Source organism: Halopelagius fulvigenes, from assembly GCF_042662625.1.
GTDB classification, from domain to species: domain Archaea; phylum Halobacteriota; class Halobacteria; order Halobacteriales; family Haloferacaceae; genus Halopelagius; species Halopelagius fulvigenes.
Genome location: NZ_JBHSXH010000011.1, coordinates 96,284 through 121,523 on the forward strand (window position 1 = coordinate 96,284; position 25,240 = coordinate 121,523).

Annotated in this window: 22 protein-coding genes and 1 pseudogene; 10 read left to right on the forward strand and 13 right to left on the reverse strand. The window is 63.9% G+C overall.

From position 1 onward, the window contains the following. Nucleotides 1–106 precede the first annotated feature (106 nt). The 8 genes and pseudogenes from ACFQEV_RS08390 to rhcE form a co-directional block, all read right to left on the reverse strand. On the reverse strand, nucleotides 107–427 hold the full coding sequence (locus ACFQEV_RS08390; RefSeq protein WP_465261206.1) for a transcriptional regulator FilR1 domain-containing protein: 321 nt from the start codon (nucleotides 425–427) through the stop codon (nucleotides 107–109). 146 nt (nucleotides 428–573) lie between these two features. Further along, complete coding sequence (locus tag ACFQEV_RS08395; RefSeq protein WP_379694785.1) at nucleotides 574–996, reverse strand: fumarylacetoacetate hydrolase family protein; 423 nt, start codon at nucleotides 994–996, stop codon at nucleotides 574–576. A gap of 148 nt (nucleotides 997–1,144) precedes the next feature. After that, nucleotides 1,145–1,942 (reverse strand): L-rhamnose 1-dehydrogenase, encoded by a 798-nt coding sequence (rhcB, locus tag ACFQEV_RS08400; protein ID WP_379694787.1) that lies wholly within the window; start codon nucleotides 1,940–1,942, stop codon nucleotides 1,145–1,147. 63 nt (nucleotides 1,943–2,005) lie between these two features. Further along, nucleotides 2,006–2,854, reverse strand: coding sequence for a 2,4-diketo-3-deoxy-L-rhamnonate hydrolase (gene rhcF, locus ACFQEV_RS08405; protein WP_379694789.1), 849 nt, complete (start codon nucleotides 2,852–2,854; stop codon nucleotides 2,006–2,008). 49 nt (nucleotides 2,855–2,903) lie between these two features. Next, entirely contained in the window at nucleotides 2,904–3,662 is a 759-nt protein-coding gene (locus tag ACFQEV_RS08410; protein WP_379694791.1) for an IclR family transcriptional regulator, read from the reverse strand. A 293-nt stretch (nucleotides 3,663–3,955) separates the two neighbouring features. Beyond that, the gene (locus ACFQEV_RS08415; RefSeq protein WP_379694793.1) at nucleotides 3,956–7,225 is read right to left on the reverse strand and encodes an alpha-L-rhamnosidase; all 3,270 of its coding nucleotides are present in this window, start codon (nucleotides 7,223–7,225) and stop codon (nucleotides 3,956–3,958) included. Nucleotides 7,226–7,432: 207 nt separating this feature from the next. After that, nucleotides 7,433–7,594: pseudogene (locus tag ACFQEV_RS08420) on the reverse strand (L-rhamnonate dehydratase); the annotation flags it as partial. Nucleotides 7,595–7,719: 125 nt separating this feature from the next. Next, on the reverse strand, nucleotides 7,720–8,754 hold the full coding sequence (gene rhcE / locus ACFQEV_RS08425; protein WP_379694795.1) for a 2-keto-3-deoxy-L-rhamnonate dehydrogenase: 1,035 nt from the start codon (nucleotides 8,752–8,754) through the stop codon (nucleotides 7,720–7,722). Nucleotides 8,755–8,941: 187 nt separating this feature from the next. On the opposite strand from rhcE, the gene ACFQEV_RS08430 reads away from it, so the two are divergent. The 5 genes from ACFQEV_RS08430 (at nucleotide 8,942) to ACFQEV_RS08450 (ending at nucleotide 14,165) form a co-directional block, all read left to right on the forward strand. Further along, the gene (locus tag ACFQEV_RS08430; RefSeq protein WP_379694798.1) at nucleotides 8,942–9,466 is read left to right on the forward strand and encodes an LUD domain-containing protein; all 525 of its coding nucleotides are present in this window, start codon (nucleotides 8,942–8,944) and stop codon (nucleotides 9,464–9,466) included. 2 nt (nucleotides 9,467–9,468) lie between these two features. Continuing rightward, nucleotides 9,469–11,709, forward strand: coding sequence for an LUD domain-containing protein (locus tag ACFQEV_RS08435; RefSeq protein WP_379694800.1), 2,241 nt, complete (start codon nucleotides 9,469–9,471; stop codon nucleotides 11,707–11,709). Nucleotides 11,710–12,556: 847 nt separating this feature from the next. Beyond that, nucleotides 12,557–13,063: an IclR family transcriptional regulator gene (locus ACFQEV_RS08440; RefSeq protein ID WP_379694802.1), complete on the forward strand. Its 507-nt coding sequence runs from the start codon at nucleotides 12,557–12,559 to the stop codon at nucleotides 13,061–13,063. Next, nucleotides 13,056–13,349, forward strand: coding sequence for an IclR family transcriptional regulator domain-containing protein (locus ACFQEV_RS08445; protein ID WP_379695233.1), 294 nt, complete (start codon nucleotides 13,056–13,058; stop codon nucleotides 13,347–13,349). Before ACFQEV_RS08440 ends, ACFQEV_RS08445 begins: the two co-directional genes overlap by 8 nt. Nucleotides 13,350–13,763: 414 nt before the next feature. Then, on the forward strand, nucleotides 13,764–14,165 hold the full coding sequence (locus ACFQEV_RS08450; protein WP_379694805.1) for a DUF7475 family protein: 402 nt from the start codon (nucleotides 13,764–13,766) through the stop codon (nucleotides 14,163–14,165). Nucleotides 14,166–15,019: 854 nt separating this feature from the next. Here the strand turns inward: ACFQEV_RS08450 and ACFQEV_RS08455 are convergent. Then, on the reverse strand, nucleotides 15,020–15,301 hold the full coding sequence (locus ACFQEV_RS08455) for a hypothetical protein (RefSeq protein WP_379694808.1): 282 nt from the start codon (nucleotides 15,299–15,301) through the stop codon (nucleotides 15,020–15,022). A 391-nt stretch (nucleotides 15,302–15,692) separates the two neighbouring features. Between ACFQEV_RS08455 and fer the strand changes: the two genes are divergently transcribed. Further along, nucleotides 15,693–16,382, forward strand: a complete 690-nt coding sequence (gene fer / locus ACFQEV_RS08460) for a ferredoxin Fer (RefSeq protein ID WP_379694811.1) — start codon at nucleotides 15,693–15,695, stop codon at nucleotides 16,380–16,382. 105 nt (nucleotides 16,383–16,487) lie between these two features. Here fer and ACFQEV_RS08465 read toward each other — a convergent pair whose 3' ends face one another. After that, a complete protein-coding gene (locus ACFQEV_RS08465) occupies nucleotides 16,488–17,750 on the reverse strand; it encodes a dicarboxylate/amino acid:cation symporter (protein ID WP_379694814.1) in 1,263 nt (420 codons plus the stop codon). 366 nt (nucleotides 17,751–18,116) lie between these two features. Next, nucleotides 18,117–19,448, reverse strand: coding sequence for a cytochrome P450 (locus ACFQEV_RS08470; RefSeq protein WP_379694817.1), 1,332 nt, complete (start codon nucleotides 19,446–19,448; stop codon nucleotides 18,117–18,119). A 131-nt stretch (nucleotides 19,449–19,579) separates the two neighbouring features. Between ACFQEV_RS08470 and ACFQEV_RS08475 the strand changes: the two genes are divergently transcribed. The 3 genes from ACFQEV_RS08475 to ACFQEV_RS08485 all read left to right on the forward strand — a co-directional run bounded on the left by ACFQEV_RS08475 (nucleotide 19,580) and on the right by ACFQEV_RS08485 (nucleotide 22,923). Further along, a complete protein-coding gene (locus tag ACFQEV_RS08475; RefSeq protein ID WP_379694820.1) occupies nucleotides 19,580–20,239 on the forward strand; it encodes a helix-turn-helix domain-containing protein in 660 nt (219 codons plus the stop codon). A gap of 145 nt (nucleotides 20,240–20,384) precedes the next feature. Next, nucleotides 20,385–21,263 (forward strand): metallophosphoesterase, encoded by an 879-nt coding sequence (locus tag ACFQEV_RS08480; protein ID WP_379694822.1) that lies wholly within the window; start codon nucleotides 20,385–20,387, stop codon nucleotides 21,261–21,263. A gap of 202 nt (nucleotides 21,264–21,465) precedes the next feature. Further along, entirely contained in the window at nucleotides 21,466–22,923 is a 1,458-nt protein-coding gene (locus ACFQEV_RS08485) for an MATE family efflux transporter (protein ID WP_379695235.1), read from the forward strand. Nucleotides 22,924–23,035: 112 nt separating this feature from the next. Here ACFQEV_RS08485 and ACFQEV_RS08490 read toward each other — a convergent pair whose 3' ends face one another. Next, complete coding sequence (locus ACFQEV_RS08490) at nucleotides 23,036–23,446, reverse strand: helix-turn-helix domain-containing protein (RefSeq protein ID WP_379694824.1); 411 nt, start codon at nucleotides 23,444–23,446, stop codon at nucleotides 23,036–23,038. 134 nt (nucleotides 23,447–23,580) lie between these two features. Between ACFQEV_RS08490 and ACFQEV_RS08495 the strand changes: the two genes are divergently transcribed. Then, the gene (locus tag ACFQEV_RS08495; RefSeq protein WP_379694826.1) at nucleotides 23,581–24,159 is read left to right on the forward strand and encodes a DUF8170 family protein; all 579 of its coding nucleotides are present in this window, start codon (nucleotides 23,581–23,583) and stop codon (nucleotides 24,157–24,159) included. A gap of 38 nt (nucleotides 24,160–24,197) precedes the next feature. Here the strand turns inward: ACFQEV_RS08495 and ACFQEV_RS08500 are convergent, their stop codons facing one another. Next, a complete protein-coding gene (locus tag ACFQEV_RS08500; protein WP_379694829.1) occupies nucleotides 24,198–25,079 on the reverse strand; it encodes a YihY/virulence factor BrkB family protein in 882 nt (293 codons plus the stop codon). Nucleotides 25,080–25,240 lie beyond the last annotated feature (161 nt).

The window sequence follows — 25,240 nt, forward strand, 5'->3', positions numbered from 1 at the left end:
CGAAGAGCGGTCTTTCACGAGCACGTTTGAGTCGTTCGTGGATCGGCCGGCGCTATTGCAGAAGGTGTACCCGTTCACTCTTATCGAGATATCGCCGAAATCGGTTTTATGCCCACTCCACAGCCTCCGGGGAGGAGTTCCGTAGAGCACCGAAGATGCTTCCTTCGGAGTGGCTAAGCAGAACTGCCCACGTTGAATCGGATGTCTCGGCGACGGTGACCGAAAATGGAACGAGTTCCGAGGTTCGATACAACTCGAAGTAATCCGTCTGAAGCGAGTCTCGCACCGGTTCCTCGTACGTCTCGAAGAGGGAGTTCATAATATTGTCCAGTACAGTCATTACTACTTCCTCGTTGTTCGTCTCGTCGGGAAATATCCATCTGTTCGCTAAGTGCCGTCTGAGTGGTTGGATTACCCTCGGTCGCACTTAACACTTTGAACGGTTTTGCTCTGGTACCCCTTACTTTGAATATTTGTAATTTGTGGTATGTACTCTGCTAGGACCCTGGATACAGGGTATTATGAGTTTTCATGAGGATTCTCGGCCGCCCACTATTGTATTATCGATGCAATTCAACGTTCCCTTGCAGTGGTGCCAAATGGTGTTTCATCCCTTGCTTCGAGTGAAGGTAACCGGTGGAGATGCCGGTAGCCTATCTCCCCCGTGTCGCCGGGGTCGAGTGCGAGGTCGCTTACCTCCTCCCCCCACTTTTCGAACTCGACCGTCTCGCTCGCCGTACCGGGAGGCGTCCCGGTTGCGATGACGTCACCGGGGTGGAGGGTGAAGAAATCCGAAGCCGTCGATATCAACTCCGGAACGTCGAAAAAGAGGTCGGGGGTGTCAGAGTCCTGACGCACCTCTCCGTTGACTCTCGTCTCGATACCGATCGGACGGTCGAGTTTGGTCTGGAGATACTGTCCGAGTAGCGAGAATGTGTCCATCCAGTTACCGCGCGCCCACTGCTCTTCCCTGTCGATCCAATCGCGCGAACTCACGTTGACGACGGAAGTGTTACAACTATAAGTCTGTAACGCACGTCGCTATTCGAGGCGGCCCCGTCCACGCATATCGTAGCCGGGGAGACATCCTTTCCGGTAATGCCGGATTCATTGGTTAGGGCGGTCGTCGGTCGAGCAGGGTCGGTTACCTTTTGAGGTAGCCCCCGTCGACGGCGATAGATTCTCCCGTGATCCAGTCGCCCTCTTCGGAGAGAAGGAGGACGGCCACGTGACCGACTTCTTCCGGTTGTCCGATTCGATCGAGGATGTGGTCGTCGAGCGCCTCGGAGAGGACCTCTTCGGGCGATTTCGCCGACTGGTCGGAGTGTTCCGCGAGCCACTCCTCCACCATCGGCGTCTCGACGGTTCCGGGTTTGATGGCGTTGACCGTGATTCCGTGGTCGCTCAGCTCCTTGGCGAGGACGGTCGTAAACGCCAGGACGGCGGCTTTCGAGGCCCCGTACGCGCCTTGGCCTCGGAACGGTCGCTCCGCCCCGACCGAGGAGATGTTCACGATGCTCCCGGCGGTGTCCGCGTCGATCATCGCCCGCGCGACGGCCTTCGAGACGAGAAACGTCCCCTTCGCGTTCACGTCGAAATGCGCGTCCCACGTCTCCTGCGTCGTTTCCAAGAGAGGAACCGCTCGCTGGATGCCCGCGTTGTTCACCAGTCCCGATATCGGTCCGAGTTCGCTCGACGCCGCTTCGACGGCGGTTTCGACGGACGACCGGTCCGTCACGTCGACTTCGTACACCGCCGCGTCGCGCCCCTCCCGACGGATTTGCGCCGAGGTCTCGGCGGCTACGTCCGGTCGCGTGTCGAAGAGGGAGACGTTCGCACCCGCCCGCGCGCATCTGACGGCGACGCCTCGTCCGATTCCGCGCGCTCCGCCGGTAACGACAATGTGCTGTCCCGCTAAACGGTCGTCTGTCTGCGTCGCCATGCACGAGGAGTACCGACCTCTCCTACAAATAGGTACATGAACCGACCGACCCCGGACCGCTGACTACCGCCGCTCTGCGACGACGGAGTTCGTCAGCGTTCCGATGCCTTCGATTTCGACGTCGACGGTGTCGCCGGGTTCGAGGAGTTCCGGCGGGTCGCGGAAGATACCGACGCCGCCGGGCGTCCCCGTGGAGATGACGTCGCCCGGTCGGAGGGTGGTGATCCCGCTGATGTACTCGACGAGTTCCTCGACGCCGAAGATGAACTCCTCGGTGGACGACTCCTGCTTCGTTTCGCCGTTGACGCGGCAGGCGACGTCCAACTCGTTCGGGTTCAGGTCGCGTTCGGGAACGAGCGTCGGCCCCATCGGAGCGAACGTGTCGTAGCTCTTCCCGCGGAAGAACTGCTCGTCCTCGAACTGCGCGTCCCGCGCGCTGACGTCGTTGACCGCCGTGTAGCCGGCGACGTAGTCGAGTGCCTCGTCGGCGGACACCTTCTTCGCCGTCTTTCCGATGACGACGCCGAGTTCCACCTCGTAGTCCACCTGTTCGACGTCGTCGGGGTGGACGATGGGGTCACCGGGGTTGGTGACCGCCGTGCCCGCTTTCCCGAACAGGAGCGGTCGCTCCGGGACGTCCTTGTCCTGTTCCTCGGCGTGGTCGTGGTAATTGAGCCCGACGCAGACTATCTTCCCCGGACGAGGGACGGGCGCGAGCAGTTTTGCGTCCGCTTCCGGAATCGCCCTGTCCTCGGCGGCGTCCACCGCGTCTTCGACGACTCGGAGGAAGCCGGGGCTGGTCAACTGCTGGTAGGAGACGTCCTCGCGGAGACCGGACAGCGGTACCACCTCGTCGGCGCGGCGAACTCCCCACTGGGGAGCTCCACCGGTCGTGTATCGAACGAACTGCATCGACTGTCTGTGACGGGGGACGGTACCTAATTGTTGTGCTTCGGCGGGATCAGGAGTACGTGAGGTTCACCTCGATGACGTTGGCGCTCCGGAGAATCTGTTCGGGAACCTCCGTCGTGAACCGCTCCTTTCGCATCCGACTCTTCGGACCGGAGACGCTCACGGCCGCGATGGCGTAGTCGTTCTCGTCCAGTATCGGCGCTGCGACGCAGCGCATCCCCTTGACGCGCTCCTCGTCGTCGTACGCGTACCCGCGCTCCCGCACTTGATCGAGCGTATCGAACAGTTCCGCTCGGTCCGAGATGGTACTGGACGTCACCTGCGGGAGGCCGTGTCGGTCCAAGATAGCTTCGACCTCCTCGTGCGGCCGATGGGCCATGATGGTCTTTCCGAGCGCAGTCGTCTGGAGGGGGACGCGCATCCCGTCGTGGGTGTCCAACTGGACGGCGTCTTGCCCCCGAGAGCGGTACAGAAAGACGCCGAGCCCGTGTTCTTCGATCATGAGGTTCGCGTGCTCGCCGGTCGCCTGCGCGAGATCGTCTATCTCGGGGCGGGCTATCTTGAACACCTTCTTTCTGGAACGGGCTTGGTCGCCCAACTGGAGAAATCGAGCGCTCACGTGGTACGTACTGCCCTCCTTGACGAGGTACCCTTCGCGTTCGAGCGTGCGGAGGTGGTCGTGGACGGTGCTCGTCGGTTTCTCTAACTGCTGTGCCACCTCCGAGACGCCCGCACCGTCGAGTTCCCGAAGGAGGTCGATGATCTCGAAGGCGATTTTCACTGCCTTAATCGGCGCCGTGTCGCTCATACCTACTTTACAATCGTTATATTCAAAAAGTCTTCCGGCATCGTCGGACCCTTTCGACGGTAAGTGAGACGAGGGAACTGAACCGGACGAGAACGTTCTCCGTCGCAGGGGAGCGAGCGGTTGAGAAGCAGCGATAACGGGAGGAACGTCGGAGTAGGACAGGTCCTTCGATATTACCGGAAACCGCAGGACAGTGCCCAGGGGGAGAACGCGAGTGGGCTACGCGCCGGCGAGAAAGCCGCGTTCCATCGCGTCCCCCGAATCTATCGCTTCGAACGCCGCGATGTCCCGAGTTACTCGACGGAGAAGCCGTACTCCCCCGCGCCGATTTCGACGAGGACATCGTCGCCGTCGCGTTCGACAGAGAGGATGCCGTCGGGCGCGCCCTCGGACAGTCGAACGTCAGACTCGGTCACCGTCCTCTCGGCCGCGTCGGGGAGTCGGACCGTCGCTCGGCCGTTCCACGGGACGGTCGCGGACAGTTCGTACCCTCCCTCGCCATCGCGCTCCCACTCGACCAACAGTTCGCCGGTTCGAGTCTCGACGCTGGCCGACACCCAATCGAGGTCTGCGACCAGCGACGGCGCGATAGTCACGTGGTCGGTGACCGGTCGGTTGCCGAGTCGAATTCCGGCGAGCACCTCGTAGAAGAACTCGGAGACGTGCGCGAACGGCGAGTGGTTCAGCGAGTTCATACCCGAGCCGACGCTCTCGTCGGAGTTCCAGCGCTCCCACATCGTCGTCGCGCCGTTGCGGACCATGTACACCCAGCCGGGCTGTTCGGGTTGGCTGACGACCTGATACGCCACGTCGGCGTAGCCATGGTCGGCCAGCGTGTGGATCAGCGGTCGCGTCCCGAGGAAGCCGGTTTTGAGCTTCCCGCCGTCGGACCGGACCTTCTCGGCGAGGTTCTCGGCGACCCGGGCGACGTGGTCGTCGGGCACCATCCCGAGGAACAACGGGACGGCGTACGACGATTGGGTCCCCGGACCGTAGGTTCCCGATTCGGGGTCGAAGTAGCGGTCGTTGAAGGCATCGGCGACGTACTCGGCGCGTTCGCGGTAGTCCTCGGCGTCCGCCTCGTTGCCCACCGCGTCGGCGACCTCGGCGAAGGTGTCCACGACCTGATAGAGGAAGGCGGTGTTGTACAGGTCGTGAGGCAGCCCGCGACGCCCGTCGGCGTTCTCGAAGGCCAGCCAGTCGCCGAACTTCCCGTAGTCGTCGGGGAGGATGCCGTCCTCGGTGTTCTCGTACCAGTAATCGACGTACTCGCGCATCCCCTCGTACTGCTCGCGGAGGATCCCCTCGTCGCCGTCGTGCAGGTAGAGGTACCAGGGGACCACCACGCGCGTGATCGACCACGTGGGGTCGGCGGGGTCCTCAACGGCCTTGTTGGGGATGACGTCGGGGACGTAGCCCATCTCCGTGGCGACGTCGTCGTGGTCGCGGGCCCACTTCTCGTCGAAGCGAACGGCGTCGAAGTTGAAGAGCAGCGACCGGGTGGAGATGTGGGCGTCGCCGGTCCACCCGAATCGCTCGTCGCGTTGGGGGCAGTCCTCCGGGATCGAGTGCGTGTTGCTACGGAGTCCCCAGACGGCGTTGTGCTGGAGTTGGTTGAGTTCCTCGTTCGAGCAGGCGAACTCGCCCCGCCGGTCCATCGCCGTGTGGACGACCTTCGCGGTTACCTTCTCCGGGTCGAACTCGCCGGGGTAGCCCGTCACCTGCGCGTACCGGAAGCCGTGGTAGGTGAACCGCGGTTCGTAGGTCTCCGTCGCCTCGCCGCGGGCGACGTACGTGTCCGTCGCGTCGGCCGTGCGGAGGTCGGTCGTAGACAGGTCGCCCTCCTCGGTGAGTGCCTCCGCGTGGCGGACCGTGATTTCGTCGCCCGCGTCGGGGTCGTCGAGTTCCAGTTCGACCCACCCGGTGAGGTTCTGTCCGAAATCGAGTATCGGGCCCTCTCGGTGGTCGCGGACCTCCTCGACGTCGAAGGTTTCGACGACTCGCATCGGTTCGATACGTTCGGGGCGAAGCGTCCCGCCGGGAGCATCGACGACGGCCGCGTCGTCCCACGACGAGGCGTCGTACTTGGGAGTGCACCAGCCGTCCTCCTCCCGTCGGGCGTCGTACGTCTCGCCGTCGTAGATGTCGTTCGCAAGAATCGGGCTCTCGGTGGCGCTCCAGTCGGCGTGCGTCGTAATCCGCCGCGTCGTCCCGTCTTCGAACTCCACGGTGAGTACCGCACGGGCGCGCGGAGACCCGTCGTTGACCCAGTACGAACTGCTCTTCGCGAACCACCCGCGACCGAGCCAGATGCCGACGGCGTTCGAACCCTCGCCGAGTCGGTCGGTGAGGTCGTGGGTCGCGTAGAGAACCCGCTGTTCGTAGTCCGTCCACGCCGGGTCGAGTCGTCGGTCGCTTATCCGAGTCCCGTTCACGTGCAACTCGCCGTAGCCGACGGCGGCGACGTGCATTCGCGCCGATCGGACGGGCTTATCGAGGTCGAACTCCGTCCGGAGGAGCGGCGACGTAGAACCCGCTTGCGACTCCGTGCGCCCGTTCACCAGGTGGTCACGCCCCCACGTGTCGGTCTCGTACGACGAGGACGCCTCGACGAAGCCGTCGGTCGCGAGTTCGGTCCTGTCGGGACCCTCCACGGAGAGGGCGGCCAGCGCGAAGCACTGCCACGCGCCGGTCTGCACGACGCGTCGGTCTCGGCTGCGGATGTGAGACGTATCCCACGTCGAAGGGGTGACCTCGAAGAGGTCGGTCGCCGTGACCCGCACGTACCGACCGCTGACGTCGAGGCCGTCGTGGGTTTCGACGGGAACGCCCTCGTCGGGGACGCCCTCCGGTTCCTCCTCCGAGTCGTCGTCTTCGAACTCGACATCGGCGACGACCGTCGCGTCGCCGAAGCCGGGGTCGTCGGCTACCTCGACGCGGTAGGCGTCGGGGAATCCGAAGCCCTCGATGGGGTTCTCCGACCAAGAGATGGTGACGGCGGTGTCGTCCGGCGTCCGTACGATATCGACGGGTTCCGCCCCGTGGAGCGAGATAGCGGAGATATCGCGGGACTCGTCTAAGTCCACCTCGACCCACTCTTCGCCGTCCTCGTCCGGACGCTGCCACTGACTGCGCCAGCCGTTCGTGTCGCCCTCGCCGGGTTGGTAGGCGATCCAGTCGCCCCGCCAGCTCTCCGGGTCCAACGCCGTCGCGAACCGCGCCGGTTCGGCCCACTCCGTTTCGCGGTCGCCGGTCCAGACCTTCACCGACCAGTAGTAGGTCTCGTCGGCACCGAGGGTCGGGCCGTCGTACTCGACGTTGCTCGCGCGACTCGACTCGACGCGGCCGGAGTCCCAGAGCGTTCCGCGACCGGCGGCGACGGCGTCGCGGTCCCGGCCGACGACGAGTCGGTACGTCCGCTGACCGGCACCCCGTTCGTCGGTCGCGACTCGCCACGAGAACCGCGGCGACGTGGTGGGGTCGACGTTCTCGGGGGCGTCCTCGAACCCGACCTCGAGGCCTGTCGGTCGGTGGAGCCTCTCCTCGGCGGAGGTGGGTGACATAGGTGGAACTGTGTATATGATAAGGTAAATCTTTGGACTCAGGCCCGGAACACCGATTCTCCGGTGGGACAACGATGTAAAGCGGTCGATTCGTCCGACGGGCGGTGGCCTAATGGAAAAATCTTAATGCCTGTAGGGGGGATGGTTACCTATCGCATGGGCGAGCTTAAACTAGAGCACCTGACGAAGGAGTTCAGAGAGCGCATCGTCGCCGACGGAGCCCATCCACTTACGGCGGGCTTGCGGGTTGTCGCCGTCGGCGTTGTTCTACTCCTCGAACTTGCTCATCACGGTGACGAGCGGGAGCTCGACGAACTCGCCCCACGACTCGGTGCTCACTTTCGTCGCCGAAATACCTGTAATCTCCATGGCGGTGTCGTATCTTCACGACCACTCGGTAACCGAAAGAATTTTCCATCGGAGACTACGCGGGTTGGGCAGTGCATCCGCTCTCCACCGAGGCGGCCGGCGACACGCCCGACTGAGACGGTCGGTCAGCGGTCGAACTGGAATACCGGCTTACAGGTCTCGGAGCTGAGAAACGCCTCGAACGCCGACGCGGGGTCGTCGATACCGTACGACGTGTCGAGAATCTTATCGACGGCGATGTCGCCGCGTTCCATCAGCCTGAGCGCCTGTTCGAAGTTCGTCCACGTCGACCCGTACGAGGAGTTCACCTCGATTTCGCCGCGGACGACCGGAGTGAGGTTGACCTCGCTGGTGTCGTTGGGGATGCCCACGACGACCACCTGACCTCCCTTCCGCGTGTACTCTGTCGCCGTCCCGACGCCGGTGTGGTGCCCCGTTGCGTCGAACACTACGTCGAACCCGACGCCGTCGGTGAGCGAATCGACGTAGTCGTCGATGCCGGCGTCGGACCGGACGTTGACCGTCTCGATACCCATATCTTCGAGGAGCGGGAGCCGGTACTTCGTGTCCTGTTCGAGGCCGGAGACGACGATATTCGCGCCGAGCGAGTCCGCAACGGCGGCGACGAGGACGCCGATGGGGCCCGGGCCTTCGACGAGAACGTTGTCCCCCGGCGTCGTGTTCGACCGAGTGAGGACCGCACGCGCCGCGATGCTCGTCGGTTCCGTGATGGCCGCGTGTCTGAGCGGAACGCTCTCGGGGACGGCGTGGACGTGTTCGGGCGCGACGGCGACGTACTCGGTGTAGGCACCGTCCCGGTGCATTCCGGTGATAGAGAAGTTCTGACAGACGTTCGGCTGTCCGTTCTTACACTGGAAGCAGTGGCCGCAGTCGTGAATCGGTTCCTCGACGACTTTGTCTCCGACTTCGAAGCCTTCCGCGTCGGAACCGACTTCGACGACTTCGCCGGAGTACTCGTGGCCCATGATGCGGGGGATGGGAATCCACTCGTATCCACCGTCGTACTTGTACGCGTGAGCGTCGCTCCCGCACAGTCCGGCCGTGTGGACTTTCACGAGCACTTCGTCTGCGTCTGGAGAGGGGGCTTGACGCTCCTGTGTCTCTACGGAGCGGGGTCCCGTCTGAACGATTGCTTTCATAGTTGCTGGGAATGGTCGAATCGGTCGACTCAGTAAAGCCATACGGGTACGCAGGCTAATAATTTTGGGTACGCGGGGGTGCGTCCGAGGAACGGGAAATCGAGCGTGCCGCTGACGGAGACCAGAACACCGGACAGTGCCCCCAACCGAAACTAAATAGGGGTGTGGCGCTTGCGTTCGCACACCGATGTCGTCATCCACACTCTCGCGGTTCGAGTCCGTACTGGACGAGTTGGACGTGTCCGTAACTCGCGTCACCGAAGCGGAGTTCCAGAGCCGCATCGACGAAGTCGTCGAATCGCCCGCCGTCGGCGTCGCCCTCGACGAGACGTTCGGCGACCCCGAACTCGCGCTGTCCGGAACGTCCGTCGAAGTCGACCCGACGCCCGCGACGCTCCGGGCGGCGACGACCGGCGTGACCGGCGCGTCACTCGGAATCGCCGACTACGGGTCGCTCGTCCTCTCGGTCACCGACCGCGCGAGCGAACTGGTGAGTCTGTTCGTGGACCGTCACGTGGCCGTCGTCAGGGAGAACGACGTCGAGAGAGACATGGAGTCCGCGGTTCGGTCGCTCGGTTCAGAGTTCCGTCGGACGAAGGGAAGCGCCGTTATCGCGACCGGACCGAGCGCGACGGCAGACATGGGCGCGTTGGTGAAGGGCGCGCACGGGCCGCGGGAAGTCCACGTCGTCGTTCTCACGGAGGGCGAGTGACGATGTCCAAGGCCGACGACATCCGCAGACTCATGCGGACCGAAGGCGCGGCGGTGGCAGAGAACACGCGGGCGTTCAACGAGGGCCGGTACCGGTCGGTCGCCGACCTCGAAGACTACGAAGCGCTGAAGGACGAGGCCCGCGCCGTCAAGGAGGACGCCATCGAACGCCTCCCCCGACTCGTCGATCAGTTGCGCGAGAGCGTCGAGGCGAACGGCGGGACGGTGTACGTCGCCGACGACGCCGCGGACGCGAACGAGTACATCCGCTCCGTCGTCTCCGACCGGGACGCCGACCGCGTCGTGAAGTCGAAGTCGATGACCACCGAAGAGATAGAGGTCAACGACGCGCTCGAAGCCGACGGCGTGGACGTGGTGGAGACCGACCTCGGCGAGTGGGTGCTTCAGGTCGCCGACGAGGCCCCTTCCCACATCGTCGCGCCCGCCATTCACAAGTCCCGAGAGGCCATCGCCGACCTGTTCAACGAGGCGTTCGACCCCGAAGAACCGCTGGAGACCGCGGCAGACCTCACGTACTTCGCGCGCGAGAAACTCGGCGAGCAGATACTGGACGCCGAGGTGGGCATCACCGGTGCGAACTTCCTCGCGGCAGACACCGGAACGATGGCGCTCGTGACCAGCGAGGGTAACGCGCGCAAGACCGTCGCCGCGACGGACACGCAGATAACCGTCGCGGGCGTCGAGAAGGTGATTCCGTCCGTCGAAGACCTCCATCCGTTCGTCGAACTCATCGGTCGCTCGGGGACCGGACAGGACATCACCTCGTACGTCTCGCTTCTGACGCCGCCGGTGGATACCCCGGTCGTCGACTTCGAGGACGACACCACACCGCTGTCAGAGTTCGACGCCGACCGCGACTTCCACCTCGTCCTCGTGGACAACGGGCGCACGGAGATGCGCGAAGACGAACAGTTGAAGGAGACGCTGTACTGTATCCGGTGTTCGGCCTGTTCGAACTCGTGTGCGAACTTCCAGAGCGTCGGCGGCCACGCCTTCGGCGGCGAGACGTACTCCGGCGGCATCGCCACAGGGTGGGAAGCCGGCATCGAGGGACTCGACACCGCCGCGGAGTTCAACGACCTCTGTACCGGCTGTACGCGGTGTGTCAACGCCTGCCCGGTGAAGATAGACATCCCGTGGATAAACACGGTCGTCCGCGACCGGATCAACCGCGGGGACGAACAGGAGTTCGACTGGTTGGTCGAGGGGTTGACGCCGGACGAGGAACCCGGTGGTGTCGATATGCAAAAACGGTTCTTCGGCAACTTCGAGACGGTGGCGAAGGTCGGCAGCGCGACGGCACCGCTCTCGAACTGGCTCGCCGACACCGACGCATCCCGGTGGGCGATGGAGAAGGGACTCGGTATCGACCCCCGGCGCGACCTCCCGACGTTCGAACGGGAGACGCTGGTCAAGTGGTTCGAGAAGCGAGGCGGCCGCGCCGCCTCGGCAGAGCGAGCGATGAGGGTGCGGACAGAACGCGACTCCCGCGTGACGAATCCGGAGCGACGCGCCGTCATCTACCCGGACCTGTACACGAACCACGTGCAGGTCGAACGCGGCAAAGCCGCCGTCCGCGCCCTCGAAGCACTCGGCGTGGAGGTGGCCGTCCCGCCAGTGGCCTCCAGCGGCCGCGCCCCCTACTCGCAGGGGATGGTCGCTACCGCGGCCGACCACGCGGAACGCGTCACCGAGACGCTCGCGCCGTACGTCAAGGACGGCTACGACGTGGTCGTCGTCGAGCCGAGCGACCACGCCATGTTCACGCGGGAGTACGAACGACTCGTCGCCGACGACACCTTCGAGATGCTCTCGGAGAACAGCTACGAGGTACTGGAGTACGTGTACGGCCTCCTGCAGAACGGTGCCGACGCCGACGCACTCGCCGCGGGCGACGGCGCGGGTGTCGCCTACCACAGCCACTGTCAACAGCGGACCCTCGGGCTGGAGACGTACACCGTCGCCGTCTTGAACGAGTGCGGCTACGACGTAGTCACCTCGGACGTGGAGTGCTGCGGGATGGCGGGGAGTTTCGGCTACAAATCCGACTACTACGAGCTCAGCATAGACGTCGGCGACCGACTCAGAGGCCAACTGCAAACCGGCGACGCCGCCGACCGACGGGTCGTCGCCAGCGGTACCTCCTGTCTGGAGCAGATAGACGCTCTGTTGGAGCGACGACCGCGTCATCCGGTCGAGTTGCTCGCGGAGTCGATCCCGTAATCCGGGCGGTCGGAGACGGCGCGGAGACCGAGTAGACAGTTACATACCCGGAAGGGAGTCCGACGGACGACTCTCCTTCCGACTATACCGGAAGGATATGGCGAATCGTCTCTCCTCGGTTTTCGTACGTTCGGTCGAGGAGGGAGAGAACGCCGCAGTCACCGACAGATATCTGCTCCGTTAAAAGAGGGCTATCGAAAACTATCCGATAATATCGAACGTGCGCATCTCACCAGAATTCTCCTCGCAAACCGGTTCGAATCCGAGAGATGGACGAAATCCCGTACGTCGCACCGTTGCCGACGATACCGAGCACGGATGTGTCGAAAGGAGCTTTGGCGACCCGCGTAAAGCGTAAACTGCCTCGGATCGAGCCCTATACTGCAGAGAACGTACTCGGCATCGGACTCTCACGCACGGAGCGGAGGACTACAACTGACAGTCGTCCGAAGAAATCGTTCCGGGAAGCGTTTCCGACAATGACGGATAGAGGTCCGGCGGTGTCGGACTGTCCGTTCTCCGGAGAGGGGCGCGATTCCATCTACGTCCGTTTTCGGTCACGTCTCGGTGACTCGCTTTCCGACGGATGCGCCCGTACCTAACCGACAGAGCGGTCAGGACACGGGGTGAGAGCAGTCAGAGGAGGCGGCAGAGGGCGAATTCGTTACGAGCATAGTACTGTAATCGACCCGGTGAGAGTCCGCCCTCGCCGAACAGTTCCGCCGAGAGAGCAGCGAATACGTGCGTATCACGTCGATGAGAACGAGGTCATCACGCTCAGGGGACCGTCAGGGGGCGGGCTTGTCGTTTTCCGACGATTTATACGAGTCTGCGGAGAGTCCGATACATGGGATCACCACCTCTCAAAACGGTATCGCGTGCGTTCGAAGTGCTGCGAATTCTCGACGAACGGGAGGGGGCGCGTCCGTCCGAGGTGGCTTCCGAACTCGGGGTCACGCGGGCAACGGCGCACGATTACCTCGTGTCCTTGGCGGAGGTCGGATACGTCTCTCGGGACGAGGGACTGTACGAAGTCGGCTATCGGTTCCTCCAGTTGGGCAATCGGAAGAAGTACCGCAGTCGGTTGTTTTACGCTTCAATTCGCTCCGCGGTGGACCTCTATAGAGAAACCGGAGAGCTCGTCCAGATCGGTGTCGAAGAACAGGGGGAGTGGGTGCTTCTTCATGCGGAAACCGACCGGGGACGGGTCGGTCCCAGTCCGTACAGCGGTTTTCGGACTCCGCTTCACACCCACGCCGCCGGAAAGGTGATACTGGCGGGGTTCTCGGAGGAACGCCGTACAGTTACTGGACGGAGACTCGCTTCGCGCAGTAACCGAGCAGACGATAACTGACCCCGCGACGCTTCGGCGGGAACTCGACCAGATTGCTGACGACGGATACGCCGTCGATTGGGACGAACAAGCCATCGGAGTCGGATTTGTCGCGTGCCCCCTTTCCGTCGACGACGTGTTGGGGAGTATCTCGGTCGGAGGCCCCACCAGTAAACTTCGGCGTGAGGAGTATTGTGAGACGCTCGTTCGGAAGCTAGAGGCGGCAGCTGATGATATCTGTGTCACCTACCGCCAGTTACTGAATCAGAGATCACCTCTCCCCGAAGACACGTTCGAGAATATCTGACGACTTCGATCGGTATCGTACGTCGCTTTCACGTTCACCATAGTTCCACTCCATACCGCTCAAGATAAAGCGGATCTTACAGCGCTACAGTTGTAATGGTGTTCTCGGAAGATATCGACGGTCGTTAGATATACCCTTACGATCTGTTCCCTCACAGGACACCGGCCGACCGACGATACACGGGAATCGTCACTCTCCCGAGACGAACTCGACGGGGACACTCCGAACCGTACTGATACTTGTCCGATACTCCATCGGTTCGGTATCCGATGAGCTCTCCGTCAGCGCGTTTCCTGCGGTCTGGTGACTGCACCACGCTACAGGGGACGATTTTTCGATACCTTACGAAGTCGACAGGTTAGGGGAACCTGAAAGTGGAAAAACATATCTTCCTAAGCACCTCTGTTACAGACGATGTCCGAGACAGCAGCCAACACCTCCCGTGGTTCCTCTCTCACCAGGGGAGTTCCGTCCGGAGTCGTACCGTACGTGATGATCGCTGCAGCGCTCGTTTCGGCGGCGATTCACCTGTGGCTCGTTCCGGTCGTAATCGCATTCGACATCACGCAGGCGATCTTGTTCGTCCTCGCCGCCCTCGGCTTCGTCGCGGGCGTAGTGATCTACGTAACTCGCTACTGGCGCCGCGAGTTCTACCTCCTTATGGGGCTACTCGCCGTCGCTCAGATAGTCGCGTACTTCGTCATGGGCGGCCCGGCGAACACGATGGCGATCGTCTCCAAATCCGCCGAAGCGATCGTCGCACTCGCCGCCACGTACCTCTATACGACCGCCGAGCCATCGGCAAGTACGATCTAAACAGTACGAGTTAGTCGCCGCCGGTGGCATCGGCATCAGAGCGACGGGTGACGAGCCGCCACTTCCCGCTTCGGAACCGGGCGACATTGACGACGGCTTGGACGGAAAAGTCGACGAGGATCGCAGCCTAGACCGCGGTCACGCCCGATCCGCACGAACTGTCGGCGACGGCTCGGCCCGACCGATCTCCGGGACGGAGAAACTGTAGTCGGGGAGCAGCGCGATGGTGCAGTGAGCGCATTCACCGAACCTGAAGAGCACTATCGATAGAAGTAATTGGACTATCCCTGAACCGGAGAAGTGGTCGCAAACATAGATTTCGATTTATCGATAGTCCACGCCGGGTATTTATCCACACACGGACGATACTTTTGGATACTTCTTCGAGATACGTGCATTCCACCCTTATTCTACCAAATATTAGTTTTTCGCCTTTATAGTGCCGATTATCCACCTATAACGACATTTTATGGTAATATGTCCAAGATATGTCTCGACGAGACCACTTCCGGACGGACGTTCTGTGATCGGAACCGGACACCGGCGAACCGGTGCATACAATAATATCTGTTCGTTCGATCGAGGGACGATCAGAAACTCGTGTTCGTCGCCCGGGAGCGAAGAGAAACGAACCAATCGCGTTCTCGTCGAACTCCGCGGCGACCGAGTTCGAAATCGGACCGTCAGGTCCCGACGCCGCCATCGAAGCCGATTGCCTCTATCCGCTTTCCGACGACGATAGCCGACAGTCTCGTCGGGCGAGAGTCGTACCGCAGAGAGAGACGTGACGGACGTACTGGTGAATATTTTGCGTGGGAAGCCTGTTCATGAGGAGGGCACGACCACGTCCGGAACTACTCGGAACGAGAGAGTACGTCCGGCACGAATCGCCGTAACAGGTAGTTAGTCAGCAGTATCAGAGCCATCAGGAAGGCGATTAGCTGAATTCCGCTGTCCGGGTCCGCTCCGAGAGGTACTCGGAGCCCGAAAAATTCGAGGGCTATCAGGCACGTGCCGAGAAATCCCAGGATATGGACCACCAGCTTCACCCACGTGCGACTGCCGAACGCGGTTATCACGTTGTATCCGGATACGCCGAGAACGATTACCGTCGCGACGGTGCCGACTAACTGCATTAGCAGATAGTTGAATTCCTTCTGACATATATCCACACCCGACTACCGAGCGGACTGCTCGGCCGGGTTCGTCCGAGGCTCCGTTCGCGCCGTGGAGTCGGACGTCCGAACAGAGCGCGCGTCGAACCGGGGACACCCCTCGTTCAGGGTGAAAACGCGACCGGCGAGGCGCGAATACGCGGAGAACCGCCGGACCGTTCGGTCGGTAGAGACGGTATGCAGGCCGTCTCACGCGTATCGTCCGTCTCGCGTCGTCGTCCGACTGCGCCGACGCCTCCCGCGTCGTTTTCACTCTGAACGGGGGGTCCGAAACGACCTCGGCGGCCCGCAAAACTTCCGCGACGAGGCGGCAGGGAGAGGATTTATGATTCTCATCGCCCCATCCCTAGGCGTGGAGTCCCCGTTCGAGATTTTAGGAGTCGATTCGGATGCGGACGACGCGGAAATCGAGCGAGCGTACAGGCGACGGGTGAAGGAATCCCACCCCGACCACGGCGGGTCGGCGGAGGAGTTTCAGGCGGTGTACGCGGCGTACAGGGAGATTCTGAACGGATACGACGGCGAGGGCGGCGCGGACGACGGCGAGGGCGCCGACCGTCCCTCGCGGCGGGGAGACGCGAACGGACGCGGAGACGAGGACGACGAGGACGAACCGGAGGAGTCGCGCGTGGAGTTCCTCAACTACGAAGTCCTCGACGACCACGGGTGGGCACTGGACGACGACGACCTGTTCGAGAAGGCGTCCGCCGCGGGACTCGACCCGGCGGACTACGGCGAGATACCGGTCGAACCGAACCAGTCGCTCCTGGAGGCGGCCGAGGACCAGGGGTTCGCGTGGCCGTACGCCTGCCGGGGCGGGGCGTGCGCGAACTGCGCCGTCGCGGTCATCGAAGGGGAGATGGAGATGGATTCGAGCAACATCCTCCCCTCCGAGATGATAGCGGACGGAATCAGGCTCTCCTGTCTCAACGCCCCCATCACCGACGAGATGAAAGTCGTCTACAACGTCAAGCACCTCCCGAACCTCGACGAACTCAAACTACCGCCGGACCGGTTCGAGCGGGCGCACCTCAACGACTGACCGCGGGACGGCGAACCGTACGGCTCCCACTCCGTCCACGCTCCGACGAACGCGCCGTCCGACTCGTGCCACACCGTCGCGCCGGACTCCGGAGTCGGCGGAGAGTCACGTCCAGACGCCGCCGTCGAAGTCGACGGCGTCGTTCCACTTCCCCACGACGGTAGCGACCGCCAAGTCGCCGGTGACGTTATTCATCGTCGCGATGCGGCCGAGAATCGGGTCAACGCCGGCGACGAACCCCACGACCGTGAGAGGAAGGCCGACCTGATTGAGGACGACCGTGAGCATGACTATCCCCGCACCGGGGACGCCGGCGGTTCCGATGCTGATGAGTACGGCGACGGCCAGAACGAGGACTTGCTCGGAGAGTGCGAGCGGTTGTCCCACGACGTTCGCGGCGAACACGACAGTGATCGCCTGTCGGATAGCCGCGCCGTCCATGTTCGCGGTGGCTCCGACCGGAAGTGCGAACGAGTAGACCCGCTCTCCGATGCGGAGGTCCTCTTCGGCGTTGGTCATCGTCACCGGAAGCGTTCCGCTCGAGGAACGCGTGGCGAAGGCCGTCACCATCGCGTCTTTCGCACCGGCGAGGAACGCGAGGGGCGACGCGCCCACGACGAGGCCCATGAGGACGAAGAGGTACGTGAAGGCGATGTGGATGACGACTGCGATAGCGACGGCCACCACGAGTACGCCGAGCGACGAGAACACGCCGATACCTTCGCTACCGATTCCCGCGGCCATCAACGCGAACACGCCGACGACGCCGTACTCGAGTACGCCGCGGACGACGACGAACATCGCCTCCGCGCCGACTTCGAACGCCTCGAAGACCGAGTCGACGCGGTCCGCGTACGCGGCCTGCTGAGCGCGCACGTAAGTGAGCGCGATGCCGAAGACGATGACGAAGAAGACCGTCGCGAGGAGGTTACCCTCCGCCATGGCCGCCACCGGATTGCTCGGGACGATGCCCAACACGACTTCCGTGAGCGAGGGCGGTGCCTGAGATTCGGCCGCACCGCCGGCGAACTCGACGCCGCGCCCCGGTTGGAGGACGTTCGCGACGGCGAGGCCGATGATTCCCGCGACGGTAGTCGTCGCGGCGTAGAGACCGACCGTAGCGCCGCCAATTTGTCCGAGTCGCGCCGGAGACAGTTGGCGAATCCCGGTAAGCAGCGTGAAGACGATTATCGGGACCACCAGCATGTTGAGCAACCGGAGGAAGAGGTCGCCGAGCGGTTGAACGACGGTCATCCGTTCGCCGAACGCGATTCCGGCCGCGGAACCGAGGACGAACGCGACGGAGATACGGTATATCAGCGGTACGGAGCGATACCGTCGCCACAGCGACCCGACTGTAGAACTCATGCGAGACAGGAGCGTCTAGATACCCAAACTCTCTCGCATTCTCGCCATATTTGTAGCCGACTACGACGCGACGCGGGTCCGAAGAGCGAACGCCGAAGCGAGAACGGACGGCGAAAACGGACACTTCACCGCCGATAGTCACACAATCCACGCGCTGAATCCGCCGCCGACCCGTCTCGGCCGCTTTCGTCGGTCGCAGTTTCCGGTTAGTGCTGCCTCCAACTGCGCGAAAGCGAGTCGGACAGGGTAATCATCGACGACGTTCTCTCACCGACAGACGGCGGGGAAACCGACTGAGACCGCCTCTTAACGCCGCCTCGCCGCGGCAACGGCGGCACCCGCCGACCGAACCGCCGTCGATCCGGTTCAGTCGTCGTCGCGTTCGTGGGCGACCATCACGACTTCCTCTTTGGGCCGCGAGGTGACCGTCGGTATCACTTCGAGGTTGCGGTCCGAGACCAGTTCGAGGTGGTAGTTCTGGTAGATGGTCGCGAGCAGGAGGCGCGCTTCGAGCATGGCGAACCGGTCGCCGATGCACCGGCGCGGCCCCGCGGCGAACGGGAAGTACGCCAACCGGGGGAGCGACCGCTCTAACTCGTCGGTCCAGCGTTCGGGTTCGAACGAGAGGGCGTCGTCGTACCACCGGGAGTCGCGGTGGACGACCCACTGACTCATCTGAATCGTCGCGCCGGCGGGAATCTCGTACCCGCCGAGGGTGTCGGGTTCGACCGCCTCGCGGACGATTCTCGGAACCGGCGGGTAGAGGCGCATCGACTCTTTGACCACCTGTTCGGTGTACGTCAACTCGGGGACGTCGGCCATCGTCGGCGGCCGGCCGTCCAGCACCTCGTCGAGTTCCGCCACGAGTCGTCGCTCCACGTTCGGGTGCTGCGAGAGGAGGTAGGTGGTGTACGTCAGCGAAACCGCCGTCGTCTCGTGACCGGCGGTGAGGAGCGTGATTATCTCGTCGTGAATCTGGTCGTCGCTGAGGGTGTTTCCCTCCTCGTCGGCCGCCGAGAGCAGCATCGAGACGACGTCGTTCCCGGGGTTCTCACGGCGTTCGCTGATAATCTCCGCGACGACGTCGTCGAGGGTCTGTCGCGCCTCGCGCATCTTCCGGCGCGAGGGGAGGGGTACCTCCTCCGGGAGGAGGATGTTCGGCAGACTCGACGTGGCGGGGAGGAACGTGTCGATGGCCTCGCTTATCTCCTCGAAGCGGTCCTCCACGTCCACGCCGAACAGCGCCTTCGCGACGATTCGGAGCGTCAACTCCATCATGTCGTCGTGGATCAGTCGCCTCTCGCCGTCCGACCACCGCCGGCACATCTCCTCGGTGAACGCGGTCATCATCTCGGCGTACTCCTCGATACGGTCGGGGTGGAACGCCGGTTGGACGAGGTGGCGGTTGCGCCGCCACTCCTCGCCTTCGCTGTTGAGGATGCCGTTGCCGGTGAGTGGGCCGAGAATCTTCTGGAAGCTCTCGCCCTTCACGTAGTTCTGGTTGTTCTGCACGAGGACGCATTCGATGTCGTCCGGGTGGTTGAGTTGGTAGACGTGCCCCCGAACGCCGTCCCAGTGGACGACGTCGCCGTACTCGCGGGCCATGCGCGAGGTGAACTCCAATCCGCCCCGAATCATCGCAGGGTCGGCCCCGAGAACCGGAAGTCCGCGCGGGCCCGGCGGCGTCTCGTGTTGCATCGACTGTCCCTAAGGAGGGAATGCGTTTGGGCCTGTTTACTAGCACGCTAGAAATCCTTTTAGGTGCCCGGGCGACGAACGCGTACCGAGGCCGCGGCGCGACGACGCCGGGCGGCCGGGGAGACGAACCGATGAGATACGCGACGCTCGTACTGACGGAGACGGAGGTGCAGATAGCGCCGGTTCTGGACCGCTTCGCCCGATCGGAGGCGGTGACCATCGATTCGACCCGCCACATGGGGCCCATAGAGGACGGCCGGTACGTCGTCCTCGTCGATCTGCGGGGCAACCTCTCGGCGGCGGACCGACTGTTAGACGCCGCCGAGGAGGTTGTCGGGTACGACGTGACGGGGACGGACGGAAGCGGCGTCGCGTACCTCCAGTGTCGGAGCGTCGGCCTGATAGGCGACCTCATCTCGATCCTGTACGCGCACGACATCGTCCTCGATTGGCCGATAGAACACCGGGAGATCGACGGACGCCGGAGCTACCGGTTCACGGTCATCGGGACGGGGTCCGGTATCCAGCGGGCGGTTTCGGAACTTCCGGGGGCGGTCGAGTTCGAACTCGAAGAGATAGGGACATACCGACCGACCACCGGGGAGTTCGCCGACGTACTGACGGACGGACAGGCCGATCTCCTCGAACTCGCCGTCCGGGAGGGGTACTACGAGGTGCCGCGGGAGACGACCCACCGGGAACTCGCGTCGAAACTCGGCCTCTCGGCGGGCACCGTGAGCGACCGACTCCAGCGAATCGAACGCCGACTCGTCGCCGCCTACGTCGATTGAGGAACGTCGGGGCGGGCCGTTGGGGGCGGCGGAGTCGGGCGGCGTCGGCCGAAACCGCGGCGACCCGAGCGATTATGTTTCCGCTCTCGGAGGGTCGGTGTATGAGACTCGAAGACAGCGTTTCCGTCGCCGGGTCGGTGGTCCGATGACGCCCGCGCCCGGATCACTCTCGGACCTCGACGCGGACGCGCCGACGGTGGTGTCCGTCTCCGACATCCACGGCTACCTCTCGGAGGCGAAGTCCGCGCTCGAACTCGTCGGCGAGGCGTTCGACCGGCCTCTCGTGGAAGCCGACGGCGAGGGGCGACTCCACTGGGCCGGCGGCGACGAGTACGTCCTTGTCTTCCTCGGCGACACGGTGGACCGCGGTCCGTCGAACACCGAGACGTTGGAGACGGTGTGGCGACTCCGCGAGGAGGCCCCGGAGGGCCACGTCGTCCACCTCCTCGGAAACCACGAGGCGAACACGCTCTTTCCCTACGTCTACCACTGGGAGTACTGGTACTCCGCCGACCCGCCGGCGGAGGTGAAAAAGCGGGTAGTCGGGGACGTCGCCGCCGGACGACTCGCCGCCGCGTTCGAGGCGTACGGGCGGACGTACGTCCACGCCGGGTCGAACCGGCCGTTCTCCGTCGCGGAGGTCAACGAGACGCTTCGTGAGGCCGGCGAGAGACTGAAGCGCGGGCTCGAATCGGACTCGAAGGGGTGGTTCGACGCGCAGGAGGAGGCGTACGACGACGCCGAGAGCGTCGTCGGCATGGGGTCCCAAGGCGTCAGAGGTGCCGACGCCGGACTCGTCTGGATGGACTTCCAGCACATGAGCGAAGACGCCCCGCCGCAGGTTATCGGCCACACGAAGACCGACCGCCCCACTCGAAAGGGGTCGGTCGTCAACGCCAACACCATCCGCGTCAACGAGGGTACCCCGGGCGGCGAGTCGGTGACGGTTGCGACCGAATCGTCCATCGACGCCCTCGTCCGGGGGTCGGACGGGTCGGTGGAGCGAGTGTTCCTCTCGGAGTAACCGTCGAAAATCGAGGCGTAATCGGCGGCCGTTCGAGCGTCAGTACCGTGGCCGTCGGTGGCACGGTGGTCGTTCCCTCTATTTGCAGTAGAGACTCTGAGACAATAGATAACGTGCGAATAAATCCTGAAATACACTGCAGATATGAAGCGCTTTAGGGTCTCGAATCGAAACATGCGACGTGGCAGTTTCAGGAAGACGCTTGCCGAATCCGTTTCGTTGGGTTCTCCTCTCCGTCGGGTACGTGCTCGCGCGGTTCGGGGTGATAGACCCCCGGCGCGTCGAGCAGACGACCGACCTCGCGTGGCCGCGAATCGTCACCGGAATCACCCGGATGTCGAAGTCCGCGGCGGACGTTGCGATGGTGGGTATCGCCCTCGGACCGGCCGCCATCGCCGGCGTCGGGTTCGCGACGCCGTTCTGGGGCGTCGTGTTCGCCGCCGGGAGCGGTATCGCCGGCGCGACCATCAGTCTCGTCTCTCAGCGGTTCGGTGCCGGCGCGAGCGAGAGGCTCTCCTCGGCCGTGACGACGAGTGCGCTCGTCACCGTCGCCATCACGCTCCCTCTCGCCGCCCTCTACTGGGCGGCCCCCGAGACGCTCGTCGGACTCGTCGGCGGCGAGGGCGCGTCGCTCGCCTACGGCGCGGACTACCTCCGAGTGGTCGCTCTGGGCGTCCCCTTCGCCGGTCTCAACCTCATCGCGAGTCGGGCGCTCGTCGGCGCGGACGACGCGTGGACGCCCATGATGGTCCGCGCGGGCGGCGCAGTCGTCAACATCGGCATCAACGCGGCGTTGATTTTCGTCCTCGGGATGGGCGTCGTCGGCGCGGCCATCGGCACCGTCGTCGCGAACGTCCTCGCACTCTCCGTGTTCGCGGCCGGACTGGCCGGCTACCGACTGCCGGTTTTGGGCGAGTTCCCCGTCACCGTCGACCTCGGACCGCCGTACGCGACGGTGGACGAAGTCCGCGACGTCCTGGACATCGGCGCTCCCCTGGTGTTCACGAACGTCGCCCGGCGGGCGGCGCAGTTCCCGATGCTCGCCCTCGTGGCCATGTTCGGGCCGAACGTCGTCGCGGCGTACGTCGTCGCCCGCCGCGTCCGCGACCTGATGGACACGCCCGGGTGGGGCTTCTCGATAGCGTCGAGCAGTCTGGTCGGCCAGGAACTCGGGACCGGCGACGAGCAGGGAGCCGGCGCGTACGGGCGCGACGTCATCCTGTTCGGAACCGCCGTCTACGTCCTCGTCGCGGCGTTCGTCCTCGTCTTCGCCGAACAGGTCGGGAGCGTCTTCGTGAACGACCCCTCCATCCTCCCGATGGTGACGACGTTCATCGTCGTCGCCTGCGTCAGCGTCGTGTTCCGCGGCGTCTCCGGCGGTGCGACCGGACCGCTCCGCGCCAGCGGCGACACCAGTTGGCCGTTCTACGGGCAGGTGCTCGGACTGTACGTGTTCGCGCTTCCCATCACCTACCTCGGCGCCGCGTCGGTTCCGCTCCCCGTCCTGAGCGCCGCGACGCCGATCGGAATCGGCGCGCTGTACGCCGCGCTGGTATTAGAGACGTTGGTCCCCGCAGTCATCACGTACTACCGCTTCGCCGCCGGCCACTGGAAGGTCATCAGCCGGTCGTACCGGCCGGAACCCGTCGCCGGCGACTGAACGCCGAACTCTCGGCCAGCAGTCGCGGACACCGCTGAACTCGTTTTTACCCGTTCGTCGGCCGCGAACGTCCCCGTCGAAGGTCCGAAAAGAAGAAAGAACGACGGGCGGTTCAGCGGTCCGGTCGGGGCGCGTTCTCGTACCGCTCGATTTCGTCGGTCTTCTCGACCCGTTCGTACACCGTCCGGAGCGTCTCCTCCGCCCGGAGGAGTTTGTGCTCGTCGAGGAACCGGCGGCCCGCGTCGCTGATGCCGTAGAACTTGTACGGCAGGTCGTTTCGCCGACGGTCCTCGGGAAGGGACACCTCCTCGACGATGCCCGCGTCGGCGAGTTTCCGGAGGTGTTGGCGGATGGTCGTCCGACTCCTGCTCGGGTTCACGTAGTCCAGTTCTTTCAGCGTCGGCAACCCCGACGGGTGACCGAGGATGTCCTGTACGAGCGAGAAGCGCGTCTCCTGCGTCACGACGTTGAGTCGCTCTCGCACGGAGTCTAAGTCGCTCGGCGGTCGGTCGGGTGTGCTCATCGCGTCGAAGTTCGGGCGATTCGTGCAAAAGCGTTTCGCTCAAATCCGAATCACTCTCAACCGATTCGGTATAGAGTGATGTAGTCAACGACTCGGTCGGTACATTGAAGCCCGGAGGCCGGGAGTTCGACACGATGAGCGAGGAGTCGGTCACCGTGGAAGAGCTCGCCGAGAGAGCCGACGACTATCTCCGGGACGCGTCGCTCACGCCCGAAGAGTACGAAGCCCTCAAACACAGCGTGGCGGAACTGGCACCGCTTTTCTCCGCCGACCGGGCGTACTTCGTCCTCGGGAGCTACGGCCAGCCCGAGATTCGCCGCCTCCAACTGGTCAAGGATCGCCTGAACCGCCGCCCCGACGCCTACGCCTTCCTGATGGTGGACGTTCGGAGCGAGTGGACGAACACCTACCTCAAGTTCCGGATTCTCGCGGACTACGCGGACGCCATCGTCGGCGTCGCGGAACACACACACGGCGGATTCCTCGTCGAACAGGGGTACTTCACTGCACTGGAGGAGTACTTCCGGAAGACCCACGTCCTCAAACGGGAGTACGAGGGACTCGACGCCGAGGCGGTGGACACGGACGTAGACGTCGAACGGCCCTACAGCGGGATGCAGACGGCCATCTTCGAGATGCTCTCGGACGCCGGGCGGTTGTGCCGGTGGACGACCGAGGACGACCTGATAGAGTGCGCGGAGAACCTTCCGTAGAGGGAGTTTCGGTAGTCCGCTCCCCACTCCCGTTTTCCTCAGTGCCGGTTCGCCCGTTCGTCGGCGATGGGCGCGTCCGCCGCCTCGTCGTCGGGGTCGGACGAGTCACTCTCGGGAGTGCCGTAGCCGTGGAGGACGGCGTTGATGGTCGCGCCCACCAGGAGGACGAACCCGCTGAAGTAGAGCCACGTCGCCAGCAGTAGCACGCCGCTGACCACCCCGAACGCGTCCGAACGCGCCACGAACGTGACATACAGGCGGAACAACGCCTGCAGCACGGTCCACCCGACGGCGGTCACCACCACGCCCGGGAGCACCTCGCGCCACCCGAGCGACACCTCGGGGAAGACGTAGAACATCGGATAGAGGGCGAGCGTGAGTCCGAGGACCAACGCGACGGATTTGAGGACGCTGCCGGCCGAGAGGCTGTTCGGGAGGAGCGCCGACTGCCACGTCGCGGCGATGAGTATCGTCACCGTCCCGAACACCCCGAGGACCACGGCGGCGTCGCGTATCTGGTTGGGGAAGTTCGCGCCCCGTTCGGTGCCGTACAGTTCGGTGAACGCCTTGTCTAGCCCATTGAACACCGCAAACGCGCCGAATCCGAGCACGACGACGCTGACTATCGAGCTCCCGGCGTTGGCTATCGCCTTCTCGACCGCCCCGCGGACCAAGTCTTGGGCGTCCGCGGGGAGTTGCCCGACGACGATATCGAGGAGGCGGTCGGTCACAGCCGCGTTACCGAGGGCGGCCGCCACGACGACAAGAAGGAACAGGAGCGGTAACAGCGACACGAACGCCTGATACGCGATTGCGCCCGCCATGAACGGGACGTCGGCCGCTAGTGCGTGGCGGATGACCGCCCGCGCCAGTTCGACCGGCCGCCGGAGCGAGGCGGACCGGGCGCCGGTCTCACTCATGAGGGGAGACTACGCGGCCGCAGTCCTTCGGCGTTGTGCCCGTCGTTGCGGACGTGGGATCGGAACGAACTCGGCTATCGATACGCTCGGCCGAGATCTCGCACGAACGCGAAGAGGAGGGCGACCAAGAGGCCGACGATACCGTTCAGGCGGAAGACGAC